Source organism: Massilia sp. HP4 (genome assembly GCF_005222695.1).
Taxonomy (GTDB): domain Bacteria; phylum Pseudomonadota; class Gammaproteobacteria; order Burkholderiales; family Burkholderiaceae_D; genus Telluria.
In genome coordinates this window covers 1-21,259 of sequence record NZ_STGG01000023.1, presented here as the reverse complement: position 1 = coordinate 21,259, position 21,259 = coordinate 1, and the positions used below count along the sequence as shown (strand labels likewise).

Sequence of the window (21,259 nt, the reverse complement as noted above, 5' to 3'; positions counted from 1 at the left end):
CGGCGCCGATTCAGCCCCGCAGCGCCGCCTCGAGATCCGACAACTCGGCCGGCTTGACCAGGTGCGCATCGAACCCGGCCTCCTGCGCGCGGCGACGGTCCTCCGGCGAGCCATAACCTGTATGGGCCACCAGCCGGATGTGCGCCAGCGCGGGATTGCCCTTGATCCGGCGCGCCACCTGGTAGCCGTCCACGCCCGGCAGGCCGATGTCGAGCACGATCACCTGCGGCTTGTGGTGCAGCGCCAGCGCCTCGATCTCGCTGGCATCGGCGGTGGTGACCGGCTGGTAGCCCATCTCGGCCAGCAGGAAGCCCATCATCTCCATGGCGTCGACGTTGTCGTCCACCAGCAGCACGCGCATGCCGCCTGACTCGATGCTGGCCTCGGCCGCATGCGGCGCAGCCTCGGGCGCACCCGAGGCGACGCGCAGCAGCGGCAGATCGACCGTGAAGGTGCTGCCCTGGCCGACGCCGGGGCTGGCCGCTTCGAGCCGGCCGCCATGCAGCTCGGCCAGGTGCGAGACCAGCGACAGGCCGATGCCCAGCCCTTCCGGCGCGCGGTCCGGCGGCACCGCGGCCTGGGCGAACATGCCGAAGATGCGCGGCAGGTTGTCAGCGTCGATGCCGATCCCGTTGTCGCGCACCGAGATGCGCACACGCCGCTGTTCGTCCGCGCCATCGCCCGTGACGTCGACGCCCAGCACGATCGCGCCGCCGGCCGGCGTGAACTTGGCCGCATTGTGCAGCAGGTTGCCGACCGACTGGGCCAGGCGCACCGGGTCGCCGATCACCCACAGGTCTTCGTTCGGCTGGCGCACGTCCAGGCTGTGTTTGCGGCTGGCGATCAATGGGCCGGCGGTCTCGATCGCCTGCGCGATCACGCCTTTCAGGTCCACTTCTTCGTTGCGCAGCACGATCTTGCCTTCCGAGATGCGCGCCACATCCAGCAAATCATCCACCAGATGGGCCAGGTGGTCGACCTGGCGCGTGATCACCTCGCGCGCGCGCGCCTGGCGCTCGGCCGCACCGTCGCCGCTGGCGCCCAGCAGGGCCGCGGCGTTGCGGATCGGGCTCAGGGGATTGCGCAGCTCGTGCGCGAGTGTCGCCAGGAACTGGTTCTTGTTGCTGTCGGCGGTGCGCAGCAGCGCCTCCATCTCCTTGCGTCCCGTGATCTCGCTGCTCATGCGCGCCACCCGGTACACCTCGCCGCGCGAGTTCCGCACCGGGAACAGGCGATCGCGCACCCAGCGCAGCTGGCCGTCGGCGCCGTGGATACGGAATTCTTCGTCGTAGTGCGGTTCCTCGGCCAGGCGCTCCCAGCGCACCGTCATGCGCGCGCGGTCGTCGTGGTGCACGACCTCGAGCCAGCCGCCGGGATCGTCGCGCAGCGACTCGCCGCTGCCGCCCCACAGCGCGGCATAGGCCGGACTGACGTAGACCAGCTCGCGCCCCGGCACCGAGAACATCCAGAACACGTCGTCGATATTGTCGGTCAGCTGGCGAAAACGCTCCTCGCTGTCGCGCAGGTCGACCTGGATGCGACGCATGCGCAACAGCGCATTGACGTTGGCGATCAGTTCGTCGGCCTCGATCGGCGCCGCCAGGTAGTTGTCGGCGCCGCCTTCCAGGCCACGGATCTTGTCGGCGCGGCCGGTCAGCGCGGCCGAAGTCTGCAGCACCAGCACGCTGCTGCTGTCCGATTCCGCCTTGATTCGCCGGCAGACCTCGATGCCGTTGATGTCCGGGAGCTTGACGTCGAGCAGCACCAGGGCCGGCATCAGGCGCCTGACCATCTCGAGCGCATCGGTGCCATTGGCAGCCTCGATAACATCGAAGCCGGCGCTCTGCAGGATGCGGGTCTTGGCATAGCGGGCGCCGTCGTTGTCGTCAACGTTGAGAATCTGTGTCGAATGACTATTCATGATGCGGTTCCATCAGGATCCATGGGCGGTTGCTGCGATATGTTGGGCAAGGTGCGTGGCAGGGTCAGTGTAAACGTCGAGCCGACGCCCGGCGTGCTCGATACGTCGACCCGCCCACCGAGCAGGTCGGCCAGCTTGCGGCACAGCGGCAGGCCAAGCCCCGTGCCCTTGCTGCGGCGCTGGAGCGGATGCTCGATCTGGCTGAACTCCTCGAAGATCAGCTGCAGGTTGTCGTGGCTGATGCCGATGCCGGTGTCGGCCACCGCGAAGGCGATGGTGTCGGCCTCGGGGTCGTGGGCCGCGAATACCAGCACCGAGCCCTGCTCGGTGAACTTCAGTGCATTCGAGATGAAGTTGCGCAGGATCTGGGAAATCTTGCCTTCGTCCGAATAGAACGGCTCGTCGATGCCGGATGGCTCGAAGATCAACTCCACCCGCGCCTCGTCCACCAGCGGGCGCAGCATGCCCTTGAGCGCGCGGAACAGGTTCTCGACCACCACCGGCTCGGCGTGGGTCTCGACCCGCCCGGCCTCGATCTTGGCCAGGTCGAGCAGGTCGTTGACCAGTTCGGACAGGTCGGCCGCGGCGGTAGAAATGAACTTGACCTGCCGCTCCTGCTCCTCGGTCAGGTCGCCGTCCATGCGGTCCAGCAGCAGCTGGGCCAGCGCACGGATTGACGACAGCGGCGTGCGCAATTCGTGGCTGGTATTGGACAGGAAGCGCGATTTCATCTCGTCGGCGCGGCGCAGGCGCTCGGCCTTGTCCTCGATCTCGGCATACAGCGCCACGATGCCGCGGTTGGTGTCCTCCAGTTCGCGGGTCAGCGACATCAGGTCGTCCTGTCGCTCGCGCAGCTCGGCCAGGGTCGACAGCAATTCCTGGTTCTGCAGCTGCAGCTCGTGCACCGGGTTCGACACCGGCGTGTCGGCCATGCGCGCGCCGATCTCCGCCAGCCTGGCGCTCGTCACGTGCTCGTGGCGCGGCAGCATCTTGCGCACGGTGACGGTCGACGCCCCGGTCTCGCCGGGATCGACCTCGCAAGCATCCATCAGGCGGTGCGCGGTGATGATCGCCAGTTCGCGCAGCGATTCCGTCTGGTGCGCGTCGGTGTCGGAAACACGCCCCCTGCCTGCGCTGCCACCACTGAGCAGCACCTCGAGATGCTGGCGGCCATCCTTCTCGCGCAGCTGGAACAGGGCCCTGCCTCCGTGCCCCTGGAGGCTGGCGCCACGCGCCACCTCGGAGACGGCGGTGCCGATGCGTACCTGGTCCTGCTGCGAAAAACCCAGCAGCGCCGAGATCTGGCGCGCGCGCTGGCGCACCAGTACCACGTCCTGGTCGTTGTCCAGGGCGACGCTCAGGATACGCTGGGCAGTCATCTGGAGCCCGCCAGGCGACGCACCACCAGCACCATCGCGTCGTCGCGGCCACGGATGTAGTCGCGCATCAGGACGGCGGCGATCAGGGCCGGGCTACGGCCCTGCAAGCCGGGATACTTGTCCAGGTCCCAGCGGGTCTCGATGCCGTCCGAGCACAGGATGCACAGCGCGCCGGCTTCGAACGGCACTGCGAACTCCTGCACCTTGCGCATATTGTGGCCGACGATGCCGTTGTGCGACACCAGCGCCCGGCGCACCTCGCCGATGGCGATCGCGCCGATATTGCCGACGCCGGCAAAGCGCAACTCATCGGTCTCGAAATCGATGCGCGCGGCAGCCAGCGCCGCGCCGCGCGTCGAGCGCAGGGCTTCGTGCGCCGCATGCACAAGGTCGCGGGCGCCGATCGCGCCGCGCTGGCCGAGCGCCATGATGGCCGCGCTCGAAGCACGCGCAGCGTCCGGGCCGTGACCCAGGCCGTCGGCGGCGAGCAGGGTCGCGCCATCGTTGCCGCAGGCGACCGCCCAACCGTCGCCACACACCTCTTCGCCCCGGATCGGCGTCCATAGCGCACCCACCTCGACGCCGCACGGATCGGGGGCCGGCACGTCGCGCCACAGGCGCATGAAGAAGGCGGCGCCGTCGCCCGGGGTCGAATACACGTCGAATTCGTCCGACAGGCGGCGCAGCGCGCCCAGCCCGGTGCCCGCGGTGCCGGCGGTCGAGACCCCGTCGAGCAGGCTGCTGGCCAGGTCGGCGATGCCGGGACCCTTGTCGAGCGCGAGCACGTCGACGCCGATGCCGCTTGGCGACTGCGCCGGGCCGACATGGATCTCGCCTTCGCCGGCATGCTTGAGGATATTGGTGGCCGCTTCGGTGATGATCAGGGCCAGCTGGCCGGCGCGGGTCTCCTTGAAACCCAGCGAGTCGGCCAGCTTCTGGCCGGCGCGGCGCACGGCGGCGACATCGCTGGAGTGGGACACGGCGAACACGAACTGCTGCGACTGCGAACTGATCAGCGCTTCCATTTGACGATCAGCACCGCGGTGCCCTCCTTCGGACGGCTGTCGATGTCGAATTCGTCGACCAGGCGCTTGGAGCCGCCCAGGCCAAGGCCCAGGCCGCCACCGGTTGTGAATCCATCGCGCAACGCGTTGTCGATGTCGGGAATGCCCTGGCCGGCGTCGACGAACAGCAGGCCGATGCCCTTGCGTATGCCGTCATTGAGCGCGTCGAGGTGCACTTCGCCGCCGCCGCCATACTTGATCGTGTTGCGCGCCAGTTCGCTGGCGGCGGTCACCAGCTTGGTCTGGTCGACCAGTGACAACGCGAGCCCCACCGCGCGCTCGCGCACCTGCTTGCGCAGGCCTACCACATCCTCGTCCGAGCGCAGCGGCAAGGTCACGCGCGCGGCACGCTGCTGGCGGTAACGATCGAGCAGGTGCGTCTCGAACAGGACGGCGTCGGTATGCGCGTCGACCATTATCTATAGCTCTTTCCGAGCAGGGCCATGCCCTTCTCGACGTTCAGCGCGGTCCGCACGCCGTGCAGGGTCAGGCCCAGCTCGACCAGGGTGATCGCCACCGCCGGCTGCATGCCGACCACCACGGTGCGGGCGTCGAGCACGCGCGCCATGGCGGCGGTATTGCTGATCATGCGGCCGATGAAAGAGTCGACCAGGTCGAGCGCCGAGATGTCGATCAGGACGCCCTTGGCGCTGTCGCTGACGATGCGCTCGGTCAGGTCGTCCTGCAACTGCATGGCGAGACGGTCATGCATGTCGACCTGGATCGTCACCAGGAGCAGGTCGCCCATGCGCAGGATCGGAATGCGTTCCATGTCCCCGTCCTCAGGCAGCGTTCTTGATGCTGATCGAGGCGCCGGTGCGCTCGAGCGCCACCAGGAAAGCGTCGGCCAGCGTGGCCTTGGTGATCACATCTTCCAGGTTCACGCCCAGGTGCACGATGGTCTGCGCGATCTGCGGACGGATGCCGCTGATGATGCAGTCGGCGCCCATCAGGCGCGCGGCGGCGATGGTCTTCATCAGGTGCTGCGCCACCAGGGTGTCGACGGTCGGCACGCCGGTGATGTCGATGATGGCGATCACGGCGCCGGTATCGACGATCTTCTGCAGGATGTTTTCCATCACCACCTGGGTGCGGGCCGAGTCCAGGGTGCCGATCAGCGGCAGCGCCAGGATGCCGTTCCACAGCTTGACCACCGGCGTGGACAGCTCGAGCAGTTCCTGCTGCTGGCGCACGATGATCTGGTCCTTGGTCTTCTGGAACACCTCGATCGTGTACAGGCCCAGCTTGTCGAGCAGGTTGGTGATGGTCCAGGATGCCGCGGCCAGCCCCGCCGGATCGGCCGCGAACGCCGCCTGCAGGCGACTGAACAGCGGCTGCTTGAGCGAGAACACGAAGATGGCGGTCTCGCTCGGGGTCGAGCCGGCCTTGGCACGGGTCGACGAGATCTCGGCCAGCAGGTCGCGCACTTCGTCCCAGGAGCGATGGTCGATGTTCTCGAGTTCACCGCTGCGGGTGGCAGCGGCGAAGGCTTTCAGGAACTGGTTGCAGTGCGAGCGCAACTGCTCGCGCGCCGCGGCATTGCTGCGCACGAGCAGCGCTTCGAGCTGGGCCAGCCATTCGGCGCCGATGACGGTCTCCTGGTCCAGGATTGTCTGGCTGATGCGATCCGCGTAATCCTTCATGCTCATCTGTCTTATCCCTAGAAATGGTAATTGGCGCCGCGCCTGACTGCGTTTCCGTCGCCGGCGCGGACAAAATTCTGTTAAACATCCAACTATACCATTTTCATTTAGAGCAATCTGCGGCGCACGGTTGTCTATGGGATATTTTTGCTGTCTCCGTGAAAAAACGTCCGCACACGTGGCAAAAATGGGTGGGCGGGTCGTTCCCGATGCGCCCATTCATACAAAAGTGGCAACAAAAGCAGGGTCAGCACGGTCGACGACAGCACGCCGCCGATCACTACCGTGGCCAGTGGCCGCTGGACCTCGGCCCCGGTGCCGACCGCCAGCGCCATCGGCACGAAGCCGAGCGAGGCGACCAGCGCCGTCATCAAGACCGGCCGCAGGCGCGCCAGCGCGCCCTGGCGCACCGCCTCCGCTACCGGCAGGCCTTCCTGGCGCAGGCTGCGGATGAACGCGATCAGCACCAGGCCGTTGAGCACCGCCACGCCGGACAGGGCGATGAAGCCGACCGCGGCCGAGATCGACAGCGGAATCCCGCGCGCCCACAAGGCCGCCACGCCGCCGGCCAGGGCGAACGGGATGCCGGTAAACACCAGCAAGCCGTCGCGCACATTGTTAAATACCAGGTAAAGCAGGACGAACACCAGCAGCAGCGAAGCCGGCACGATCAGGCGCAGGCGCTCGGCGGCCTGCGTCAGGTGCTCGAACTGGCCGCCCCAGGCGGTCCAGTAGCCGGGCGCGATGCGTACCTCGCTGGCGATGCGCTGCCGGGCCTCGGCGACGAAGGAACCGATGTCGCGCCCGCGCACATTGGCGCTGACCACCACCCGGCGCTTGCCCTGCTCGCGACTGAGCTGGTTGGGGCCCGGCGCCACCTCGAAGGTCGCGATCTCGCCCAGGGCGATGAAACTGCGCGCGCCTGCCGCCCGTCCCTCGCCCGCGGGCAGCGCCACCGGCAGCCGGCGCAGCGCGTCGATGTCGCCGCGCACGGCTTCCGGCAGGCGCACCACGATGTCGAAGCGGCGGTCGCCCTCGAACAGCGTGCCGGCCGCGCGGCCCGCGGTGGCGGTGGCGATCATCTCCTGCACGTCGCCGATGTTCAGGCCCATGCGCGCGGCGCGTTCGCGGTCGACCCGGATCTGCAGCACCGGCAGGCCGCTGGTCTGCTCCACCTGGACTTCGTTGGCGCCGGGCACGCGGCGCAGCACGGCGGCGATCTGGTTGGCGCTGGCCTCCAGCACGGCCAGGTCGTCGCCGAACAGTTTCACGGCCGCGTCGCTGCGCACGCCAGAGATCAGTTCGTTCACGCGCAGCTGGATCGGCTGGCTGAATTCGTAGTTATTGCCGGGCAGGCCCTCCAGTGTCGTGCGGATCGCGCTTTCGACCTGGGCGCGCGAACGCCGTGGCCTGGGCCACTCCTTCTCGGGCTTGAAGATGATGTAGCTGTCGGCGACGTTGGGCGGCATCGGATCGGACGCGATTTCGGCGGTGCCGATGCGGGCGAACACGCGCGCGATCTCGGGGAATTCGCGCATCAGGGTGGCCTCGATCTGCTGCTGCATCCTGACCGACTGCGACAGGCTGGTGCCCGGCACGCGCATCGTCAGCACCGCCATGTCGCCCTCGTCGAGGTTGGGCGCGAATTCGGTGCCCAGGCGCGTGGCCATCAGCCCCGCCAGGGCGATCACCAGGCCGGCGAACACCAGCATCACGGCGCGATTGGCGAGCGCATAGTCCAGCGCCGGCGCATACCAGCGGCGCGCCGCCCCCATCACGCGGCTCTCCTTTTCCTCGACCGAGCGGCCGATGAACAGCGCCACGGCGGCCGGCACGAAGGTCACCGACAGGATCATCGCGCCCAGCAGCGCGAACACCACCGTAAAGGCCATCGGGTGGAACATCTTGCCTTCGATGCCGGTGAGCGCAAAGATCGGCAGGTAGACGATCATGATGATCAGCTGGCCGTAGATCAGCGGACGCCGCGCTTCGCGCGCAGCCTCGAACACTTCGGCAAAGCGCTCCTCGCGCGTGAGGATGCGGCCCAGCCGGTGCTGGGCCGCGGCCAGGCGCCGCACGCAGTTCTCGACGATCACCACCGCGCCGTCGACGATGATGCCGAAGTCCAGCGCCCCCAGGCTGAGCAGGTTGGCGCTGACTTGGTTAGCCACCATGCCGCTGAAGGTGAACAGCATCGACAGCGGAATCACCATCGCGGTGATCAGCGCGGCGCGCAGGTTCCCCAAAAAGAAGAACAGCACCGCCACCACCAGGATCGCGCCCTCGACCAGGTTCTTGCGTACCGTGGCGATGGCCCGCTCGACCAGCACCGTGCGATCGTAGACCGTGACCGCCTTGACGCCCTTCGGCAGGCCGCGGTTGATCTCGAGCATGCGCGCGTCGACCGCCTTCGACACCGCGCGGCTGTTTTCACCGATCAGCATGACGACGGTGCCGAGCACTACCTCGACGCCATTCTCGGTGGCGGCGCCGGTGCGCAGCTCCTGCCCGATCGCCACCTCGGCCACGTCGCGCACCCGCACCGGGATGCCGCGGATGCTGGTGACGACGATATTGCCGATGTCGTCGATGGACGCGGCCTGGCCCGGCGCACGCACCAGGTATTGCTCGCCTTCGCGCTCGATATAGCCGGCGCCGACATTGCTGTTGTTGCGCTCCAGCGCAAGCACGATGTCGGCCAGCTCGAGACCATACGACGACAAGGTGGCCGTGTTCGGGGCCACCAGGTATTCCTTGTCGAAGCCGCCGATCGAATTGATCTCGGTGACGCCGGGCACGGTGCGCAGCTGCGGCTTGATGATCCAGTCCTGGATCTCGCGCAAGTCGGTCGGCGTGTAGGCCGTGCCGTCCGGCTTCCTGGCGCCCGGCTCGGTCTCCACCGTCCACTGGTAGATCTCGGACAGGCCGGTCGCGATCGGCCCCAGGGTCGGGACGACGCCGGCGGGCAACCCCTCGCGCGCGTCCTGCAGGCGCTGGCTGACCAGCTGGCGCGCGAACTGGATGTCGGTGCCCTCCTCGAACACGACCGTCACCTGCGACAGGCCGTAGCGCGACAGGGAGCGGAACTGTTCGAGATGCGGCAGGCCGGACAGCACCGCCTCGACCGGATAGGTGATGCGCTGCTCGGTCTCGAGCGGCGAGTAGCCCGGCGCCGCGGTATTGATCTGGACCTGCACATTGGTCACATCCGGCACCGCGTCGATCGGCAGGCGGCCGTAGTTATAGACGCCGATGCCGGCCAGCGCCAGCACGGCCAGCATCACCAGCCAGCGGCGCGCGATCGCGGTGGCGATCAGGCGGTCGAACAGGGTCGCGGGTTCGGTCGGAGTATCAGTGCTCATGGCTTCCCTCTCCCTTGCCCTGCTCGGCCTTGACGGCGAAGCTGCCGGCGGCCGCATAAGCGTCGCCGGCAACCAGGCCGGCCGTGACCTCGACGAAACGGCCGTCCGAGCGGCCGGTGGCGACCGGCTGCGCGACAAAGCCTTCCCTGACCCGCTTGTAGACGACCTGGCGCCCGTCGGCCGTCTGGATCGCATCAACCGCCACCGCCACCGGCACATCGCTGGAGCCGGTGACGATGTCGATATTCACGGCCAGACCCGGACGCCAGGCCGCGCCGGGATTATCGAGCACCACGCGCGCCTTGGCCGAGCGCGATTCCTCGCCCACCAGCGAACTCACATACGACACCTTTCCCGGCGCCGTGGTATTGGACGAGATCGAGCGGATCACGGCATCGGTGCCGACCCGGACGATGTCCAGGTCGCGCGCCGGCACCACCACGTCGGCCCAAACGGTCGACAGGTCAGTGAGGGTGAACACGCGCGTATCGGCGCCGACGACTTCGCCCATCGTGATGTGCTTCTCGACGATGACGCCGTCGAACGGCGCCCGGATCCGCAACAGGTTCGACGAGCCGGCGTCGCGTGCGCCGAGCGCCTGCAACTGCTGGCGCGCGCTCTGCACGGCGATCTCCGCTTCGCGCAGTTCCTGCTCGGCGCGCAGCAAGTCCTGGCGCGCCGAGATCTGTTCTTCCCACAGCGTTTTCTCGGCCGCGTGGACCTTGCGCGCGTAGTCCAGCCGGCGCTCGGCCGCCGCCAGCGCGCCGCGCTGGCCCGCCACGTCGGCGCTGGCGACGCTGGCCAACACCTGGTCCTTGCGGACCTGCTGGCCGAGCGTGGCGTTGACCTCGCTGACCGCCCCGGCGGCGCGCGGCGTCACGTGGGCGGTGCGGTCCTCGTTGAGCGCGATCTGGCCCGGCATGCGGATGAAGGTGTCCAGGTGGACCGGTCCGGCGGTGGCGATCGTGATGCCGGCCACGCCGACCTGCTTGTCGGTGAAGCGGATCACGCCGTCGTCGTCATGGCCTTCTGCGCCATGTTCGCCGGCGTGTTCCTGTTCTTCCTGGTGGCCGTGTTCGTCGCCGCTACTGGCGCCGCGGTCGCGCACCAGCACGATGGCGGCGAATGCGATGGCGATCGCCAGCATGACGGCGATGACCCTGGTTTGTTGCTTGTTCATGGATTCTCCTGCACGGCTGCATGTCCCAGCAGCCGTGCGATATCGGCCGCCGCGCGATGACTCTCCGCGACGGCATTCAGGTATTGGTTCTTCGATTGCGCCAGCACGCGCTGGGCGTCGAGCACGTCGATCAGGCCGAACTTGCCGAGCTCGAAGCCGCGGTTGGCGGCGCGCTGGGCGTCTTCGGCGCCGGGCAGGATCTCGGTCGAGATCAGCGCGCATTCGGCCAGCGCCGCCGTGAGACGCGCATGGGCCTGCGCCAGCTCGGCGCGCAGGCGCGCGCCTTCGGCATCTCGTTCATCGCGCGCCTTGTCGACCCGGCGCAGCGCATCGCGTACCGCGCCGTCGTTGCGGTTGAACAGCGGCAGCGGCACCGACAGGCCGAGCACCGCGCGGTTGCGGGCATCGGGCCCCTCGCGCTGGGTGCCGACGATCACGTTCACGTCCGGCACGCGCCGGCTCTGCTCCACGCGGGCCAGCGCCTGGCGATGGTCCACTTGAAGGCGCGCATGGCGCATCGCGGGCGAAGAGTCGAGCCGGGCCAGCAGCTTGTCGAGCGACGGCGCCGGTGGCAACACGGCGGCTTGCGGCGCGACGATCTCCAGCGCGCGCGCGTCGCCGGCCCACAGCGCGGCCAGGCGGATGCGCGCAGCCTCGAGGTCGCGCGCCGCCTGCAACGCCTCGATCCGGGCGCTGCCCTGGGCCACGCGGGCGCGGGTTTGCTCGACCGGCGACAGGGTGCCGGCCTCGACCCGCTTGCCGGCGGCAGCCAGGGCGCGGCCGGCCAGGCCCACGAGCTCCTGGGCCATGCGTTCGCGCTCGTGCGCGGCCAGTACCTCATGGAAGGCGGCGGCGGTGTCGGCGCGTAGCCGGTCGCGCGCCGCCTCCAGTGCGATCGCTGCCAGGCGCTGTTCCTGGCGCGCCGCATCGACCCGCGCCGCGCGCTTGCCGCCCAGTTCGATCGGGATGGTCAGGGTGGCGGTCGTGGTGCGGTTGTCGCCCTGCTCGCCTTCGCGCAGGAATTCGAGTTCCGGATTGGGCAGCGCCCCGGCCTGGGTGAGCGCGCCCGATTGCGCCGCCACTTCGCTGCCGGCCGCGCGTAGCGTCGGATTGGCGCGCAGGGCCAGGTCGATGGCCGCTTCCAGGGTCAAGGGCGCCGACCAAGCCGCCACAGGCAGGCATGCGCAGGCGAGCGCGAGCGCCGCCAGCAGCGGTGTCAAACGGTGTTTCATGATGATGCTCCGAACAGGTGGATGTTCGGCGGGGAATGCTGGCGCCGCAGTGCAGCGCCTTACATTGAGATGCCCGCCGCCCTAGCTGCGGAGCGGCCGGTCTGGCGGAGGGATCAGGTCAGGGACGTGGGAGACGTAGCGCCGCAATTCGCCGCGCATATGCGGGGCGCCCTTGGGGAGCGGCAGGTTCGGTTGCGCCGACAGGACGGCGCTGGCCGACAGGTGGTGGCAGGCGTCGCAATCGTTGCATTGCTCGCCCGGTGCGTCATCGTCCTGGTCCTGGGCGGTGGACGGCGCATGCTTGTGGACGTGGTGACCCGGATGCGTGGTCTGTTCGTCATGACCGCAATAGGCTGCGCCGGCGGCCCAGGCAGCCTGGAGTGGCATCATGAAGAGCAGCAGGATCAGGAAAAAGCGTCGCATCGCGTCAGCAAGGTTGGGGTAGCGCACGACCGGTCGGCCATTTTTTTCTACCAGCTATTAAATACCCTCTAGCCGCTACAGGGTCAAGCACAATCGTGGCGTTTGGCCGAATCCCGCACGTCGCGTAAGGGCTTCGGTCCGGGACTCACTTTGCTGCGTACACCTCCTGCAGCACCCCGATAAAGGCGCGCAGCGCCGCCGGCACATGGCGATGGCCGGGATAGTACAGCGCCAGCTCGGACGAGGGCTGGCACCAATCCTGCAGCAAGGGCACCAGGCGCCCATCCTGCAAATGGTCGCGCACGGTGGTGTCCGGGACGTAGGCGATACCGCGTCCCGCAAGGGCCGCCTCGGCCATCAGTCCGACCTGGTTCAGGATGAGCGTGCCGCGGACGTCGAGCGCGAAAGCCTCGCCATGGCGCGCGAACTCCCAGCGGTATATCTTCCCGCTCTGCATGCGCATGCGGATGCACTGGTGCCGTTGCAGGTCGTCCGGGACTTGCGGCGTGCCGTGTGCTTTCAGATAGGCCGGCGAGGCCACCGGCATGAAGCAGACCGGCGCGCCGAAGGGGGCGACGTGCATGTCTTGCGGCACCGCCTCCAGCAGGCGCACGCCCGCATCGAAGCCGCCGGCGACGATGTCGACCAGGCCGTTCTCGACGAACAGGTCGAGCGAGACGTCCGGATAACGCTCCTGGAACACCGGTACCGCATGCTGCAGCAGCCAGCGCGCCGTCGGTTCGGCAGTGTTGATGCGCAGCGAACCGCCCGGCCGCCCGCGAAAGCCGCTGACGTCTTCGAGCGTGGCGCCCAGTTCGCGCAGCACCGGCTCGATCCGGCGCAGGAAGTGTTCGCCGGCCTCGGTCGGCGCCACGCTGCGCGTGGTGCGGTAAAGCAGGCGCACGCCGAGCTTTTCTTCCATTACCCGCATCATATGGCTCAGGGTCGAAGGCGAGACGCCGAGTTCGTCCGCCGCCTTGCGAAAGCTGCGGCGATTGGCGATGGGTGGAATATGCCGACACGCCATCGGGCGGGGTGCGGCGCGCGCTGGCCGATGGCAGTTTCAAGCTGACCGGTGATCCGGTGCGGATGGTGGAGATCATGATCGATTCGGCCGACCAGGCGCCGGCGCGGCGGCGCATTGCACTGGGGTCCACTGCCTACGAATCGATCCACTGCGCGCTGACCGATCGCCTGGCGCGATTGACAGCGCAGAAGGACCTGGCCCTGAGTGCGGATCTCGACGCATGACGACGCAGGTCCTGTGAGATGGACCCGCGTCCAAACTCGCACGTCGCCAGTCACTCCTTGACGGACGGGACTAATCGCAGTTGTTGAATACGGCCTGTCTTCTTGTCCGTGACGAATATCAGCAAATACCCCTTGCCGTATTCACTTTCGACAGTGGACGGCCCAACGAAATAGGCGAGATTCTCGTCATAATCGGCATACCCCGTCGATAGGCCCAGCAGTGCCCTGACTTGGTCTGCATTGAGTTCTTTCACCGGGTGCTGGCGCAGGAAGGAAGCCAGCATCCGGCCTCGCCCCAGTTGATCGGCGGCAGCCCACGCCGTCGGCGTGAACTCGTCGTTGCCGAACGCCCGGCTTTGTTCTTCCACTGACCTTTGCGTGCATCCCTGCAGACAAAGGATGGTCATCACGAGGGCGGCGAAGATTCGCATCGTTATTTCACCTGCAGAGTCTTGAGCAGGCCAATTTTCAGCGCTGCCATGCAACGCCTGCTGAGCGCTTCGTTCGATTGCTTCGTCGTGCCGATATTCAAGCCGACACTATTGTTATGCAAATCCATCGCACGTTCTCTCGGCGGGTTTCTGGGAGACGATTCATGCGCCGTCGTGTAGAGGCGCGCATTGGTGATGCCAATATCGCGTGCCAACTGGGCAAACCACAAGCAATGGCGAAAAGCACCCGAATTGTCGTTGTGGCCGCTGATCGCAAACAGCCGCTTAGCCTCGCTCTGCGCGAATTCGCGCGCTCTCATGATGACAGGAACATGATGCGGATGCGATCGCAGATAAGCCCGCTCTTGTTCGGTGAGCTGATTGAATAATGCAAGCGCTGACTGTATAGGCATTATTTCTCCGAGAGGATGACGAGTCGGGCTCCATTATTCTCGGGTCCGCATGTCACGGATTGGGCTTGCGCAATATCTGAACCCCCATAAAAAAACCGCCAGGCTCACGCTCTGGCGGTTTTTTCATTCAGCGGCGAAGCGCTGCAGACGCAAAATTACTGCGCCGCGCCTTCCACCGGATCAGCCGCCTTCATCGACAGCTTCAGACGACCACGCTCGTCGGTCTCGAGAACCTTCACGCGCACTTGCTGGCCTTCTTTCAGGTAGTCGGCAACGGCGTTGACACGCTCGTTGGCGATCTGCGAGATGTGCAGCAGGCCGTCTTTGCCAGGCATGACTTGCACGATCGCGCCGAAGTCCAGCAGCTTCAACACGGTGCCGTCGTAGGTCTTGCCCACTTCGACCGATGCGGTCAGCTCTTCGATGCGGCGCTTGGCTTCCTGGCCGGCGGCGGCGTCGACCGACGCGATGGTCACGATGCCTTCGTCGGTGATGTCGATCTGGGTGCCGGTTTCTTCGGTCAGCGCGCGGATGACGGCGCCGCCCTTGCCGATCACGTCACGGATCTTCTCAGGGTTGATGCGGATGGTGATCAGGCGCGGTGCGAAGTCCGACAGCTCGGTCTTCACGGTCGGCATGGCCTTCTGCATCTCGGCCAGGATGTGCTGGCGGCCGTCTTTAGCCTGGGCCAGCGCCACCTGCATGATTTCCTTGGTGATGCCCTGGATCTTGATGTCCATCTGCAGCGCGGTGATGCCCTGCGCGGTGCCGGCGACCTTGAAGTCCATGTCGCCCAGGTGATCTTCGTCGCCCAGGATGTCGGTCAGGACGGCGAACTTGCCGCCTTCCTTGATCAGGCCCATGGCGATGCCCGCCACGTGCGCTTTCATCGGCACGCCGGCGTCCATCAGCGCCAGGCAGCCGCCGCAGACCGACGCCATCGACGACGAACCGTTCGACTCGGTGATTTCCGAGACCAGACGCACCGAGTAGCTGAAATCTTCAGGGTTGGGCAGTGCGGCGACCAGCGCGCGCTTGGCCAGGCGGCCGTGGCCGACTTCGCGACGCTTCGGGGTGCCCACGCGACCGGTTTCGCCGGTGGCGAACGGAGGCATGTTGTAGTGCATCATGAAGTCGTCGGTGTACTCGCCCATCAGCGCGTCGATCTTCTGGCTGTCGCGGGCCGTGCCGAGGGTGGCGACCACGAGTGCCTGGGTCTCGCCGCGGGTGAACAGGGCCGAGCCGTGGGTGCGTGGCAGGACGCTCGAACGGATCGAGATCGGACGCACGGTGCGGGTGTCGCGGCCGTCGATACGTGGCTCGCCGTCCAGGATCTGCGAACGCACGACCTTGGCTTCCATGTCGAACAGGATGTTGCCGACGTCGCCGGCGTCAGCTGCGACGCCCTGCGCCGACAGCTCGGCCATCACTTCGCTCGACAGCGACTTCAGCTTTTGCTGGCGCGCCGATTTTTCGCGGGTCTGGTACGCATCGCGGACCTTGGCGCCGGCCAGTTCGCCGATGCGGGCGATGAGTTCTTCGTTCTTTGGCGCCGGCGCCCATTCGACTTCCGGCTTGCCGCCTTCGGCGACCAGGTCGTGGATCGCGTCGATCACGACTTTCATTTGCTCGTGGCCGAACACGACCGCGCCGAGCATGACTTCTTCGGACAGTTGCTTGGCTTCCGATTCGACCATCAGGACGGCGCCTTCGGTGCCGGCCACGACCAGGTCCATCTGCGAGGTTTTCAGCTCGGTGGTGGTCGGGTTCAGGATGTACTGGCCGTTGGCGTAGCCGACGCGTGCGGCGCCGATCGGGCCGGCGAACGGGATGCCGGCGATGCACAGGGCGGCCGAAGCGCCGATCATCGCAGGGATGTCCGGATCGATTTCAGGGTTGACCGACAGCACGTGGATGATGACCTGGACTTCGTTCAGGTAGCCTTCCGGGAACAGCGGACGGATCGGACGGTCGATCAGGCGCGAAGTCAGCGTTTCTTTTTCGGAAGGACGGCCTTCGCGCTTGAAGAAACCGCCAGGGATCTTACCCGCAGCGTACGTTTTCTCCATGTAGTCGACGGTCAGCGGGAAGAAATCCTGGCCCGGCTTGGCGTCCTTGCGGGCAACCACGGTTGCCAGGATGACGGTATCCTCGACCGACACGACGACGGCGCCGCTTGCCTGGCGCGCGATTTCACCCGTCTCCAGGGTGACCGTGTGTTGACCGTACTGGAAGGTTTTCGTAACTTTATTAAACATTGGGTAATCCCTTTCATTTTGCCGACAGATTTTCAGGAGCTGTCGTTCACCTCTCACCACGGGTTGCCTTAGCAACCTTTACAGCAAAAACAAACCGCAAAAACGAAAAATGCCCGCGCTAGATTCCTGGCGCAGGCATTTTTTGACTAAACCGTCTGAAGCAAGCTTGCAATTACTTACGCAGGCCCAGTTTCGAGATCAGATCGCGGTAACGGTTCAGGTCTTTGTTCTTCAGGTAGGCCAGCAGGCTCTTACGACGGTTGACCATCATGATCAGGCCGCGGCGCGAGTGGTGATCCTTCTTGTGCTCTTTGAAGTGACCGTTCAGGTCGTTGATGCGCGCGGTCAGCAGTGCAACTTGCACTTCTGGGGAACCGGTGTCTTTTTCGCCACGAGCGTTGTCCGCGATGATTGCGGCTTTGTTGATGTTTTCGACCGACATGATGTTACCTTTCACATGCGGTGCAAGAGTCGGAACCCCAGGCACCGTGAGTTATCAAATACCTGTCCGGATTGGACAGACCCGCCAGTATAGTGCAAAACGCCGGCTCGAACCAGTGTTTGATATCCTCCTTCGGCGATTGGACAGGACTACCGCTTGCTGGCAAGCTCGACACAGGTGACAAACATGAACAAGATAATCACATTATCAACGCCGATCGTTGCCCTGCTGCTGGCCGGCTGCGCCATGGGCCCGCCGCCGGCTCCCGGCGACTCGCAAGACATGGTCCAGTCCAAGCTGGGCACGCCGACAGCGGTCTATAGCGACGGCGCGGCGCGCACCCTCGAGTATGCCACCGGCCCCATGGGCCAATTTACCTGGATGGCGCACCTCGGCCCGGATGGCCGGCTGACCTCCTACGAACAAGTCCTGACAAGCGAGAAATTTGCTACAGTCAAGATCGACAAGGCGACCAAGGACGACGTCCTGCGCACCTTCGGCCATCCGGCCGAGTATTCCCGGGTCGCCATGCAGAACTATGAGGTATGGTCATATCGTTACAAGGAAGCCGGCGTGTGGAATTCATTGATGCACGTTCATTTTGACGGGCAAGGCGTGGTGCGCCAGATGATGAATGCATCGGATCCGATGTACAACCCACAGGATCGCGGCATCTGGTAATGCAACAAGGCGCTGGACCGCACCGGTGCAGCGCCTTGTCCGCCACGACGACAAGAATATGATGATCAAATTAACAACACTTATCGCCGCCCTGCTGCTGACGGGATGCGCCATGCGCACCCCGCCGAACCCGGGCGACACGCAGGATGTGATCCAGGCCAAGATGGGGATGCCAACCGCGGTGTATGCCGACGGCGCATCGCGTACCCTCGAATACGCCACCGGCCCCATGGGCCAATTCACCTGGATGGCGCACCTCGGCCCGGACGGCCGCCTGCTCTCATACGAGCAAGTGCTCACGAGCGAGAAATTTGCCACGATTAAAATCGATCACGCGACCAAGGACCAGCTATTGCGCACCGTCGGCCGCCCCGCCGAGCGTTCGCATGTCGCCATGAGGGACTATGAGGTCTGGTCTTATCGCTACAAGGAAGCCGGCGTCTGGAATTCGCTCATGCACGTCCACTTCGACCGGCAAGGCGTCGTGCGGCAGATAATGAACGCGCCCGATCCGATGTACGAACCGCGCGACCGCTTCGGCTTCTAGGCTTTATCTTGCCGGAGCAGCCGCAGAGGTGTGTCGACCGCCGTCGCTGCGCACGAAATCCTCGATCGTGTCCAGGCTGGGCGCCAGGCGGCGCAGCGTGGATGAGAGCGTGGCGACCAGGGTGGCGTGGTTGACGTTGTCGTAGTACTCCTCGCGTACGGGAACGCCGGCCTTGCGCAGCCTGTCCGCGAGCACGCCGGTATTGCGCTCGGGGTTCACCGTCGTGTCGTTGCGGGCAGCGATCAGCAGTGCCGGGGGCGCCGCGGCCCTGACGTGATCGACCGGTTGCGAGTCGCGCGGCGTATCGGGATAGTGGAAAACGGGACGCGTGGTTTCATTCTCGATGGGCAAGAAGTTATACGGACCCGCCATGCCGATCCAGCCGCGCAGGATGTCGGGCTTGCTGCCCTGTTCGCGCAGCCAGCGCGGATCGAGTGCCAGCATCGCCGCATTGTAGGCGCCCGCGCTATGCCCCATGACGAACAGGCGTTTCGGATCGCCGCCATAGGCCGCGATCCGGCGTTCGGTCCAGACGAGGGCGCGCGCGCCATCGTGCAGGAAATCTGGATAGCTGGACTGCGGATACAGGCGATAATCGGGAATCACCACCACGAATCCGCGCTTGGCCAGCGAACGGCCGACGAACGCATAATCATCGCGCTCTCCACTGACCCAATTGCCGCCGTAAAAGAAGACGATGACCGGCGCCTTGCTCGCGCCCGATGCCGGCCGGTAGATGGACAGCACGTGGCGCGGGTCGGGGCCGAAGGCGGCCGTCGCGACCGAACGCGCCGTTCCGCCCGGCGACACCACGTTGACCAGGGTGAGCGGCGAGCAGCCGCTCAGGGCGCCGGCCATGACCAGGCCGGCCAGCGCCGCCACGGCGACGGCCAGCGCCTTCGTCGACCGCTTACGCCAGCTACGCACCGCCATCTTAGCGGCGCACGTCGTCCGGCTCGTCGTCGAGCGGGATGATGCTGACCGGCTTGCCCTTGGCTTTTTGCCAGACGTACACGACATAGCCCGACAAGCCATAGACCACGAAGATCGGCCACAGTACCTTGGGCGGGTCGATCGCCAGCAACGCCAGCACCAGTGCGATCAAGAAGACCGCAATGAAGGGCACCGACTTCTTGAAGTTGATGTCCTTAAAACTGTAGAACGGCACGTTCGACACCATGGTCAGGCCGGCGAACACGGTGATACACCACGACACCCAATCGACCTTGCGCGCGCTGACGCTGATGTCGGGGTCGGTCATCATCATGATGAAGCCGATCACCAATGCCGCGGCGGCCGGACTCGGCAAGCCCTGGAAGAAGCGCTTGTCGACCACCTGGATATTGGTGTTGAAGCGCGCCAGGCGGAGCGCGGCGCAGGCGCAATAGATGAAGGCCGCGATCCAGCCCAGCTTGCCCAGGCCGCGCAGCGACCATTCATAGATCACCAGCGCCGGCGCGGCGCCGAACGAGACCATGTCGGCCAGGCTGTCGAACTGCGCGCCGAATTCGGACTGGGTATTGGTCAGGCGCGCAATGCGCCCGTCCAGGCCATCGAGGATCATGGCGATGAACACGGCCCAGCAGGCATGCTCGAAACGCTGGTTCATCGCCATCACGATGGCGTAGAAACCGCAGAACAGCGCTGCGGTGGTGAAGGCGTTCGGCAGCAGGTAGATGCCACGGCCGCGCTCTCCGACCTGGCGGTCTTCGGCGCGGCGTCCGAAACGCTTCTTCAGCCGGGAGAATCGTGGACCCTTTGGCGTTGTCCCTGGTGTTCTTCTTCGTGGAAAGGTTGGCATAAGGAATCGTATTCAAGTAAGTCGCCGAGCGCGACAGTTCCCCCACATTATAGAGGCGGGGACACGTGTTAGCGAAACACTACGCTAACCCGACTGGCGATCGCATGGCGCTTACTTGAACAATGCCGCCGATTACTTGAACTTGACCTTGCCCACCACGCGCATTTGCAGGGTGGTTTCGCCCGGTTCGAAGCTCGGTTCCGACATCTCGTCGGCCATCTCGCGCTTGGCGCTGCGCATCATCATGGCTTGCGGAGCAGCAGCGTCGCCGGCGTAGTTGCCCGAGCCTTCGAAGTCGACCGTATCGAGCACGGCGTCGGTCGGCTGGCGGCCCATGGCCTTGGCGATCGAGACGATGCGCTCGTTCAGATTCTGGTAAGTGGCGGCGATGCGCTGGTCGTCCAGGCGCTTCAGGAGTTCAGGGCTGAGGCCAAAGTTGACGCCGTTGATCTGCAATACCTTCTGGCCAGCGGCAGCGGTCTTCGGCAACGCGGCCAGGTTGGTGGTCTTGACTTCCAGGTACTGGCCGACGCGCCAGGCAATCGGCACTGGCTTGACCGGATGCTGGACCGTGCGGCCGACCGGCTGCGGCGGCACTTCCGGGTAGACCGGGTAGGTGTAATAGCCTTGCGTCTTGAGTTCGGCCTTCGGATCGGCGCGGCGCACGATCTCGGTGCCCTCTTTCATCTTGCGGTTGACGCGGTCGGCGGCAGCATTCTTGTCCTTGTCGTGCTCTTCGACGGCGAAGGTGATGATTGCCTGGTCGTTGGCATGTTTCACTTCGCCGAAGGCCGGGACCACGACCATGGTGCCGCTGGTGGCGGGCGACGGCAGGCTTTGCGCATGGGCGGCGCTGAACGCCAGGACCAGGGCGGCGGCGACGAGGGATTTCGAAATGGCCATTTATTGTTCTCCTATAAGTTGCGACAGATGTCTGACAGCACTTATACGATACCAATCGCAAGGATTCCATCGTGATTTTGTAATGGACAGTTGCAATTGAGTAGCTTTGGAAGCGAATTTGTAACAGCCGGCCCAAATAACAGCGGGGTCAGGTCTGACATTCAGACACGACCCCAGCCATAACAACGCTTACAGTCGAGGTCGTGTCCAAATGTCAGACCTGAGGTGGTCCGGATTTCTCGGACATCTATTTGAGCACACGGAATGCTGCATCGACGGCGGCTGGCGTTTGGTAGCCCAGGGTTTGATGCAGCCTCTGCTGATTGTA

At 65.6% G+C, this 21,259-nt stretch carries 21 protein-coding genes; 3 read left to right on the top strand and 18 right to left on the bottom strand.

Annotated elements, in window-relative coordinates:
- Positions 1–10: 10 nt before the first annotated feature.
- The 11 genes from E8M83_RS10860 to E8M83_RS10810 form a co-directional block, all read right to left on the bottom strand.
- Positions 11–1,921 (bottom strand): response regulator, encoded by a 1,911-nt coding sequence (locus E8M83_RS10860; protein ID WP_137173382.1) that lies wholly within the window; start codon positions 1,919–1,921, stop codon positions 11–13.
- Positions 1,918–3,300, bottom strand: a complete 1,383-nt coding sequence (locus tag E8M83_RS10855; RefSeq protein WP_137173381.1) for a sensor histidine kinase — start codon at positions 3,298–3,300, stop codon at positions 1,918–1,920. Before E8M83_RS10855 ends, E8M83_RS10860 begins: the two co-directional genes overlap by 4 nt.
- Positions 3,297–4,325, bottom strand: coding sequence for an ATP-binding SpoIIE family protein phosphatase (locus E8M83_RS10850; RefSeq protein ID WP_137173380.1), 1,029 nt, complete (start codon positions 4,323–4,325; stop codon positions 3,297–3,299). The genes E8M83_RS10855 and E8M83_RS10850 overlap by 4 nt, the downstream gene beginning before the upstream one ends.
- Positions 4,313–4,780, bottom strand: coding sequence for an anti-sigma regulatory factor (locus E8M83_RS10845; protein ID WP_170976764.1), 468 nt, complete (start codon positions 4,778–4,780; stop codon positions 4,313–4,315). Before E8M83_RS10845 ends, E8M83_RS10850 begins: the two co-directional genes overlap by 13 nt.
- Positions 4,780–5,136 (bottom strand): STAS domain-containing protein, encoded by a 357-nt coding sequence (locus tag E8M83_RS10840; protein ID WP_137173379.1) that lies wholly within the window; start codon positions 5,134–5,136, stop codon positions 4,780–4,782. The genes E8M83_RS10845 and E8M83_RS10840 overlap by 1 nt, the downstream gene beginning before the upstream one ends.
- Positions 5,137–5,146: 10 nt before the next feature.
- Positions 5,147–6,013, bottom strand: a complete 867-nt coding sequence (locus tag E8M83_RS10835) for an STAS domain-containing protein (RefSeq protein ID WP_137173378.1) — start codon at positions 6,011–6,013, stop codon at positions 5,147–5,149.
- Positions 6,014–6,141: 128 nt separating this feature from the next.
- Positions 6,142–9,336 carry an efflux RND transporter permease subunit gene (locus E8M83_RS10830; protein ID WP_137173482.1) on the bottom strand — a complete coding sequence of 1,065 codons (3,195 nt, stop codon included), beginning with the start codon at positions 9,334–9,336 and terminating at the stop codon, positions 6,142–6,144.
- 22 nt (positions 9,337–9,358) lie between these two features.
- On the bottom strand, positions 9,359–10,549 hold the full coding sequence (locus E8M83_RS10825; protein WP_137173377.1) for an efflux RND transporter periplasmic adaptor subunit: 1,191 nt from the start codon (positions 10,547–10,549) through the stop codon (positions 9,359–9,361).
- The gene (locus E8M83_RS10820; protein WP_137173376.1) at positions 10,546–11,781 is read right to left on the bottom strand and encodes a TolC family protein; all 1,236 of its coding nucleotides are present in this window, start codon (positions 11,779–11,781) and stop codon (positions 10,546–10,548) included. Before E8M83_RS10820 ends, E8M83_RS10825 begins: the two co-directional genes overlap by 4 nt.
- An 81-nt stretch (positions 11,782–11,862) precedes the next feature.
- Positions 11,863–12,204: a DUF2946 family protein gene (locus E8M83_RS10815; RefSeq protein WP_137173375.1), complete on the bottom strand. Its 342-nt coding sequence runs from the start codon at positions 12,202–12,204 to the stop codon at positions 11,863–11,865.
- Between the two features lie 145 nt (positions 12,205–12,349).
- Positions 12,350–13,231, bottom strand: coding sequence for a LysR family transcriptional regulator (locus E8M83_RS10810; protein WP_137173374.1), 882 nt, complete (start codon positions 13,229–13,231; stop codon positions 12,350–12,352).
- On the opposite strand from E8M83_RS10810, the gene E8M83_RS10805 reads away from it, so the two are divergent.
- Positions 13,210–13,455: a hypothetical protein gene (locus E8M83_RS10805; protein ID WP_206077447.1), complete on the top strand. Its 246-nt coding sequence runs from the start codon at positions 13,210–13,212 to the stop codon at positions 13,453–13,455. The genes E8M83_RS10810 and E8M83_RS10805 overlap by 22 nt on opposite strands.
- 50 nt (positions 13,456–13,505) lie before the next feature.
- Here E8M83_RS10805 and E8M83_RS10800 read toward each other — a convergent pair whose 3' ends face one another.
- From E8M83_RS10800 to rpsO, 4 genes are all read right to left on the bottom strand, one after another.
- Complete coding sequence (locus tag E8M83_RS10800) at positions 13,506–13,886, bottom strand: hypothetical protein (RefSeq protein WP_137173373.1); 381 nt, start codon at positions 13,884–13,886, stop codon at positions 13,506–13,508.
- 2 nt (positions 13,887–13,888) lie between these two features.
- Positions 13,889–14,299: a hypothetical protein gene (locus E8M83_RS10795; protein WP_137173372.1), complete on the bottom strand. Its 411-nt coding sequence runs from the start codon at positions 14,297–14,299 to the stop codon at positions 13,889–13,891.
- Between the two features lie 155 nt (positions 14,300–14,454).
- A complete protein-coding gene (gene pnp / locus E8M83_RS10790) occupies positions 14,455–16,557 on the bottom strand; it encodes a polyribonucleotide nucleotidyltransferase (RefSeq protein ID WP_137173371.1) in 2,103 nt (700 codons plus the stop codon).
- 172 nt (positions 16,558–16,729) lie between these two features.
- The gene (gene rpsO, locus E8M83_RS10785; RefSeq protein WP_137173370.1) at positions 16,730–16,999 is read right to left on the bottom strand and encodes a 30S ribosomal protein S15; all 270 of its coding nucleotides are present in this window, start codon (positions 16,997–16,999) and stop codon (positions 16,730–16,732) included.
- Positions 17,000–17,185: 186 nt separating this feature from the next.
- Between rpsO and E8M83_RS10780 the strand changes: the two genes are divergently transcribed.
- Both E8M83_RS10780 and E8M83_RS10775 read left to right on the top strand, forming a co-directional pair.
- The gene (locus tag E8M83_RS10780; protein ID WP_137173369.1) at positions 17,186–17,680 is read left to right on the top strand and encodes a hypothetical protein; all 495 of its coding nucleotides are present in this window, start codon (positions 17,186–17,188) and stop codon (positions 17,678–17,680) included.
- A 61-nt stretch (positions 17,681–17,741) separates the two neighbouring features.
- Positions 17,742–18,227, top strand: a complete 486-nt coding sequence (locus E8M83_RS10775; protein ID WP_137173481.1) for a hypothetical protein — start codon at positions 17,742–17,744, stop codon at positions 18,225–18,227.
- A gap of 3 nt (positions 18,228–18,230) precedes the next feature.
- Here the strand turns inward: E8M83_RS10775 and E8M83_RS10770 are convergent, their stop codons facing one another.
- The 3 genes from E8M83_RS10770 to E8M83_RS10760 all read right to left on the bottom strand — a co-directional run bounded on the left by E8M83_RS10770 (position 18,231) and on the right by E8M83_RS10760 (position 20,931).
- On the bottom strand, positions 18,231–19,160 hold the full coding sequence (locus E8M83_RS10770; RefSeq protein WP_137173368.1) for an alpha/beta hydrolase: 930 nt from the start codon (positions 19,158–19,160) through the stop codon (positions 18,231–18,233).
- A 1-nt stretch (position 19,161) separates the two neighbouring features.
- A complete protein-coding gene (gene pssA, locus E8M83_RS10765; RefSeq protein WP_137173367.1) occupies positions 19,162–20,028 on the bottom strand; it encodes a CDP-diacylglycerol--serine O-phosphatidyltransferase in 867 nt (288 codons plus the stop codon).
- A gap of 132 nt (positions 20,029–20,160) precedes the next feature.
- Positions 20,161–20,931, bottom strand: coding sequence for an SIMPL domain-containing protein (locus E8M83_RS10760; protein ID WP_137173366.1), 771 nt, complete (start codon positions 20,929–20,931; stop codon positions 20,161–20,163).
- Positions 20,932–21,259 lie beyond the last annotated feature (328 nt).

Coding starts and splice junctions, on each gene's coding strand:
- E8M83_RS10780 (WP_137173369.1), top strand. CDS start 17,186: ATGAACAAGATAATCACATTATCAACGCCGATCGTTGCCCTGCTGCTG.
- E8M83_RS10840 (WP_137173379.1), bottom strand. CDS start 5,136: ATGGAACGCATTCCGATCCTGCGCATGGGCGACCTGCTCCTGGTGACG.
- pnp (WP_137173371.1), bottom strand. CDS start 16,557: ATGTTTAATAAAGTTACGAAAACCTTCCAGTACGGTCAACACACGGTC.
- rpsO (WP_137173370.1), bottom strand. CDS start 16,999: ATGTCGGTCGAAAACATCAACAAAGCCGCAATCATCGCGGACAACGCT.
- E8M83_RS10855 (WP_137173381.1), bottom strand. CDS start 3,300: ATGACTGCCCAGCGTATCCTGAGCGTCGCCCTGGACAACGACCAGGAC.
- E8M83_RS10845 (WP_170976764.1), bottom strand. CDS start 4,780: ATGGTCGACGCGCATACCGACGCCGTCCTGTTCGAGACGCACCTGCTC.
- E8M83_RS10760 (WP_137173366.1), bottom strand. CDS start 20,931: ATGGCCATTTCGAAATCCCTCGTCGCCGCCGCCCTGGTCCTGGCGTTC.
- E8M83_RS10800 (WP_137173373.1), bottom strand. CDS start 13,886: ATGCGAATCTTCGCCGCCCTCGTGATGACCATCCTTTGTCTGCAGGGA.
- E8M83_RS10770 (WP_137173368.1), bottom strand. CDS start 19,160: ATGGCGGTGCGTAGCTGGCGTAAGCGGTCGACGAAGGCGCTGGCCGTC.
- E8M83_RS10810 (WP_137173374.1), bottom strand. CDS start 13,231: ATGGCGTGTCGGCATATTCCACCCATCGCCAATCGCCGCAGCTTTCGC.
- E8M83_RS10860 (WP_137173382.1), bottom strand. CDS start 1,921: ATGAATAGTCATTCGACACAGATTCTCAACGTTGACGACAACGACGGC.
- E8M83_RS10825 (WP_137173377.1), bottom strand. CDS start 10,549: ATGAACAAGCAACAAACCAGGGTCATCGCCGTCATGCTGGCGATCGCC.
- E8M83_RS10850 (WP_137173380.1), bottom strand. CDS start 4,325: ATGGAAGCGCTGATCAGTTCGCAGTCGCAGCAGTTCGTGTTCGCCGTG.
- E8M83_RS10820 (WP_137173376.1), bottom strand. CDS start 11,781: ATGAAACACCGTTTGACACCGCTGCTGGCGGCGCTCGCGCTCGCCTGC.
- E8M83_RS10775 (WP_137173481.1), top strand. CDS start 17,742: ATGATCAAATTAACAACACTTATCGCCGCCCTGCTGCTGACGGGATGC.
- pssA (WP_137173367.1), bottom strand. CDS start 20,028: ATGCCAACCTTTCCACGAAGAAGAACACCAGGGACAACGCCAAAGGGT.
- E8M83_RS10835 (WP_137173378.1), bottom strand. CDS start 6,013: ATGAGCATGAAGGATTACGCGGATCGCATCAGCCAGACAATCCTGGAC.
- E8M83_RS10815 (WP_137173375.1), bottom strand. CDS start 12,204: ATGCGACGCTTTTTCCTGATCCTGCTGCTCTTCATGATGCCACTCCAG.
- E8M83_RS10795 (WP_137173372.1), bottom strand. CDS start 14,299: ATGCCTATACAGTCAGCGCTTGCATTATTCAATCAGCTCACCGAACAA.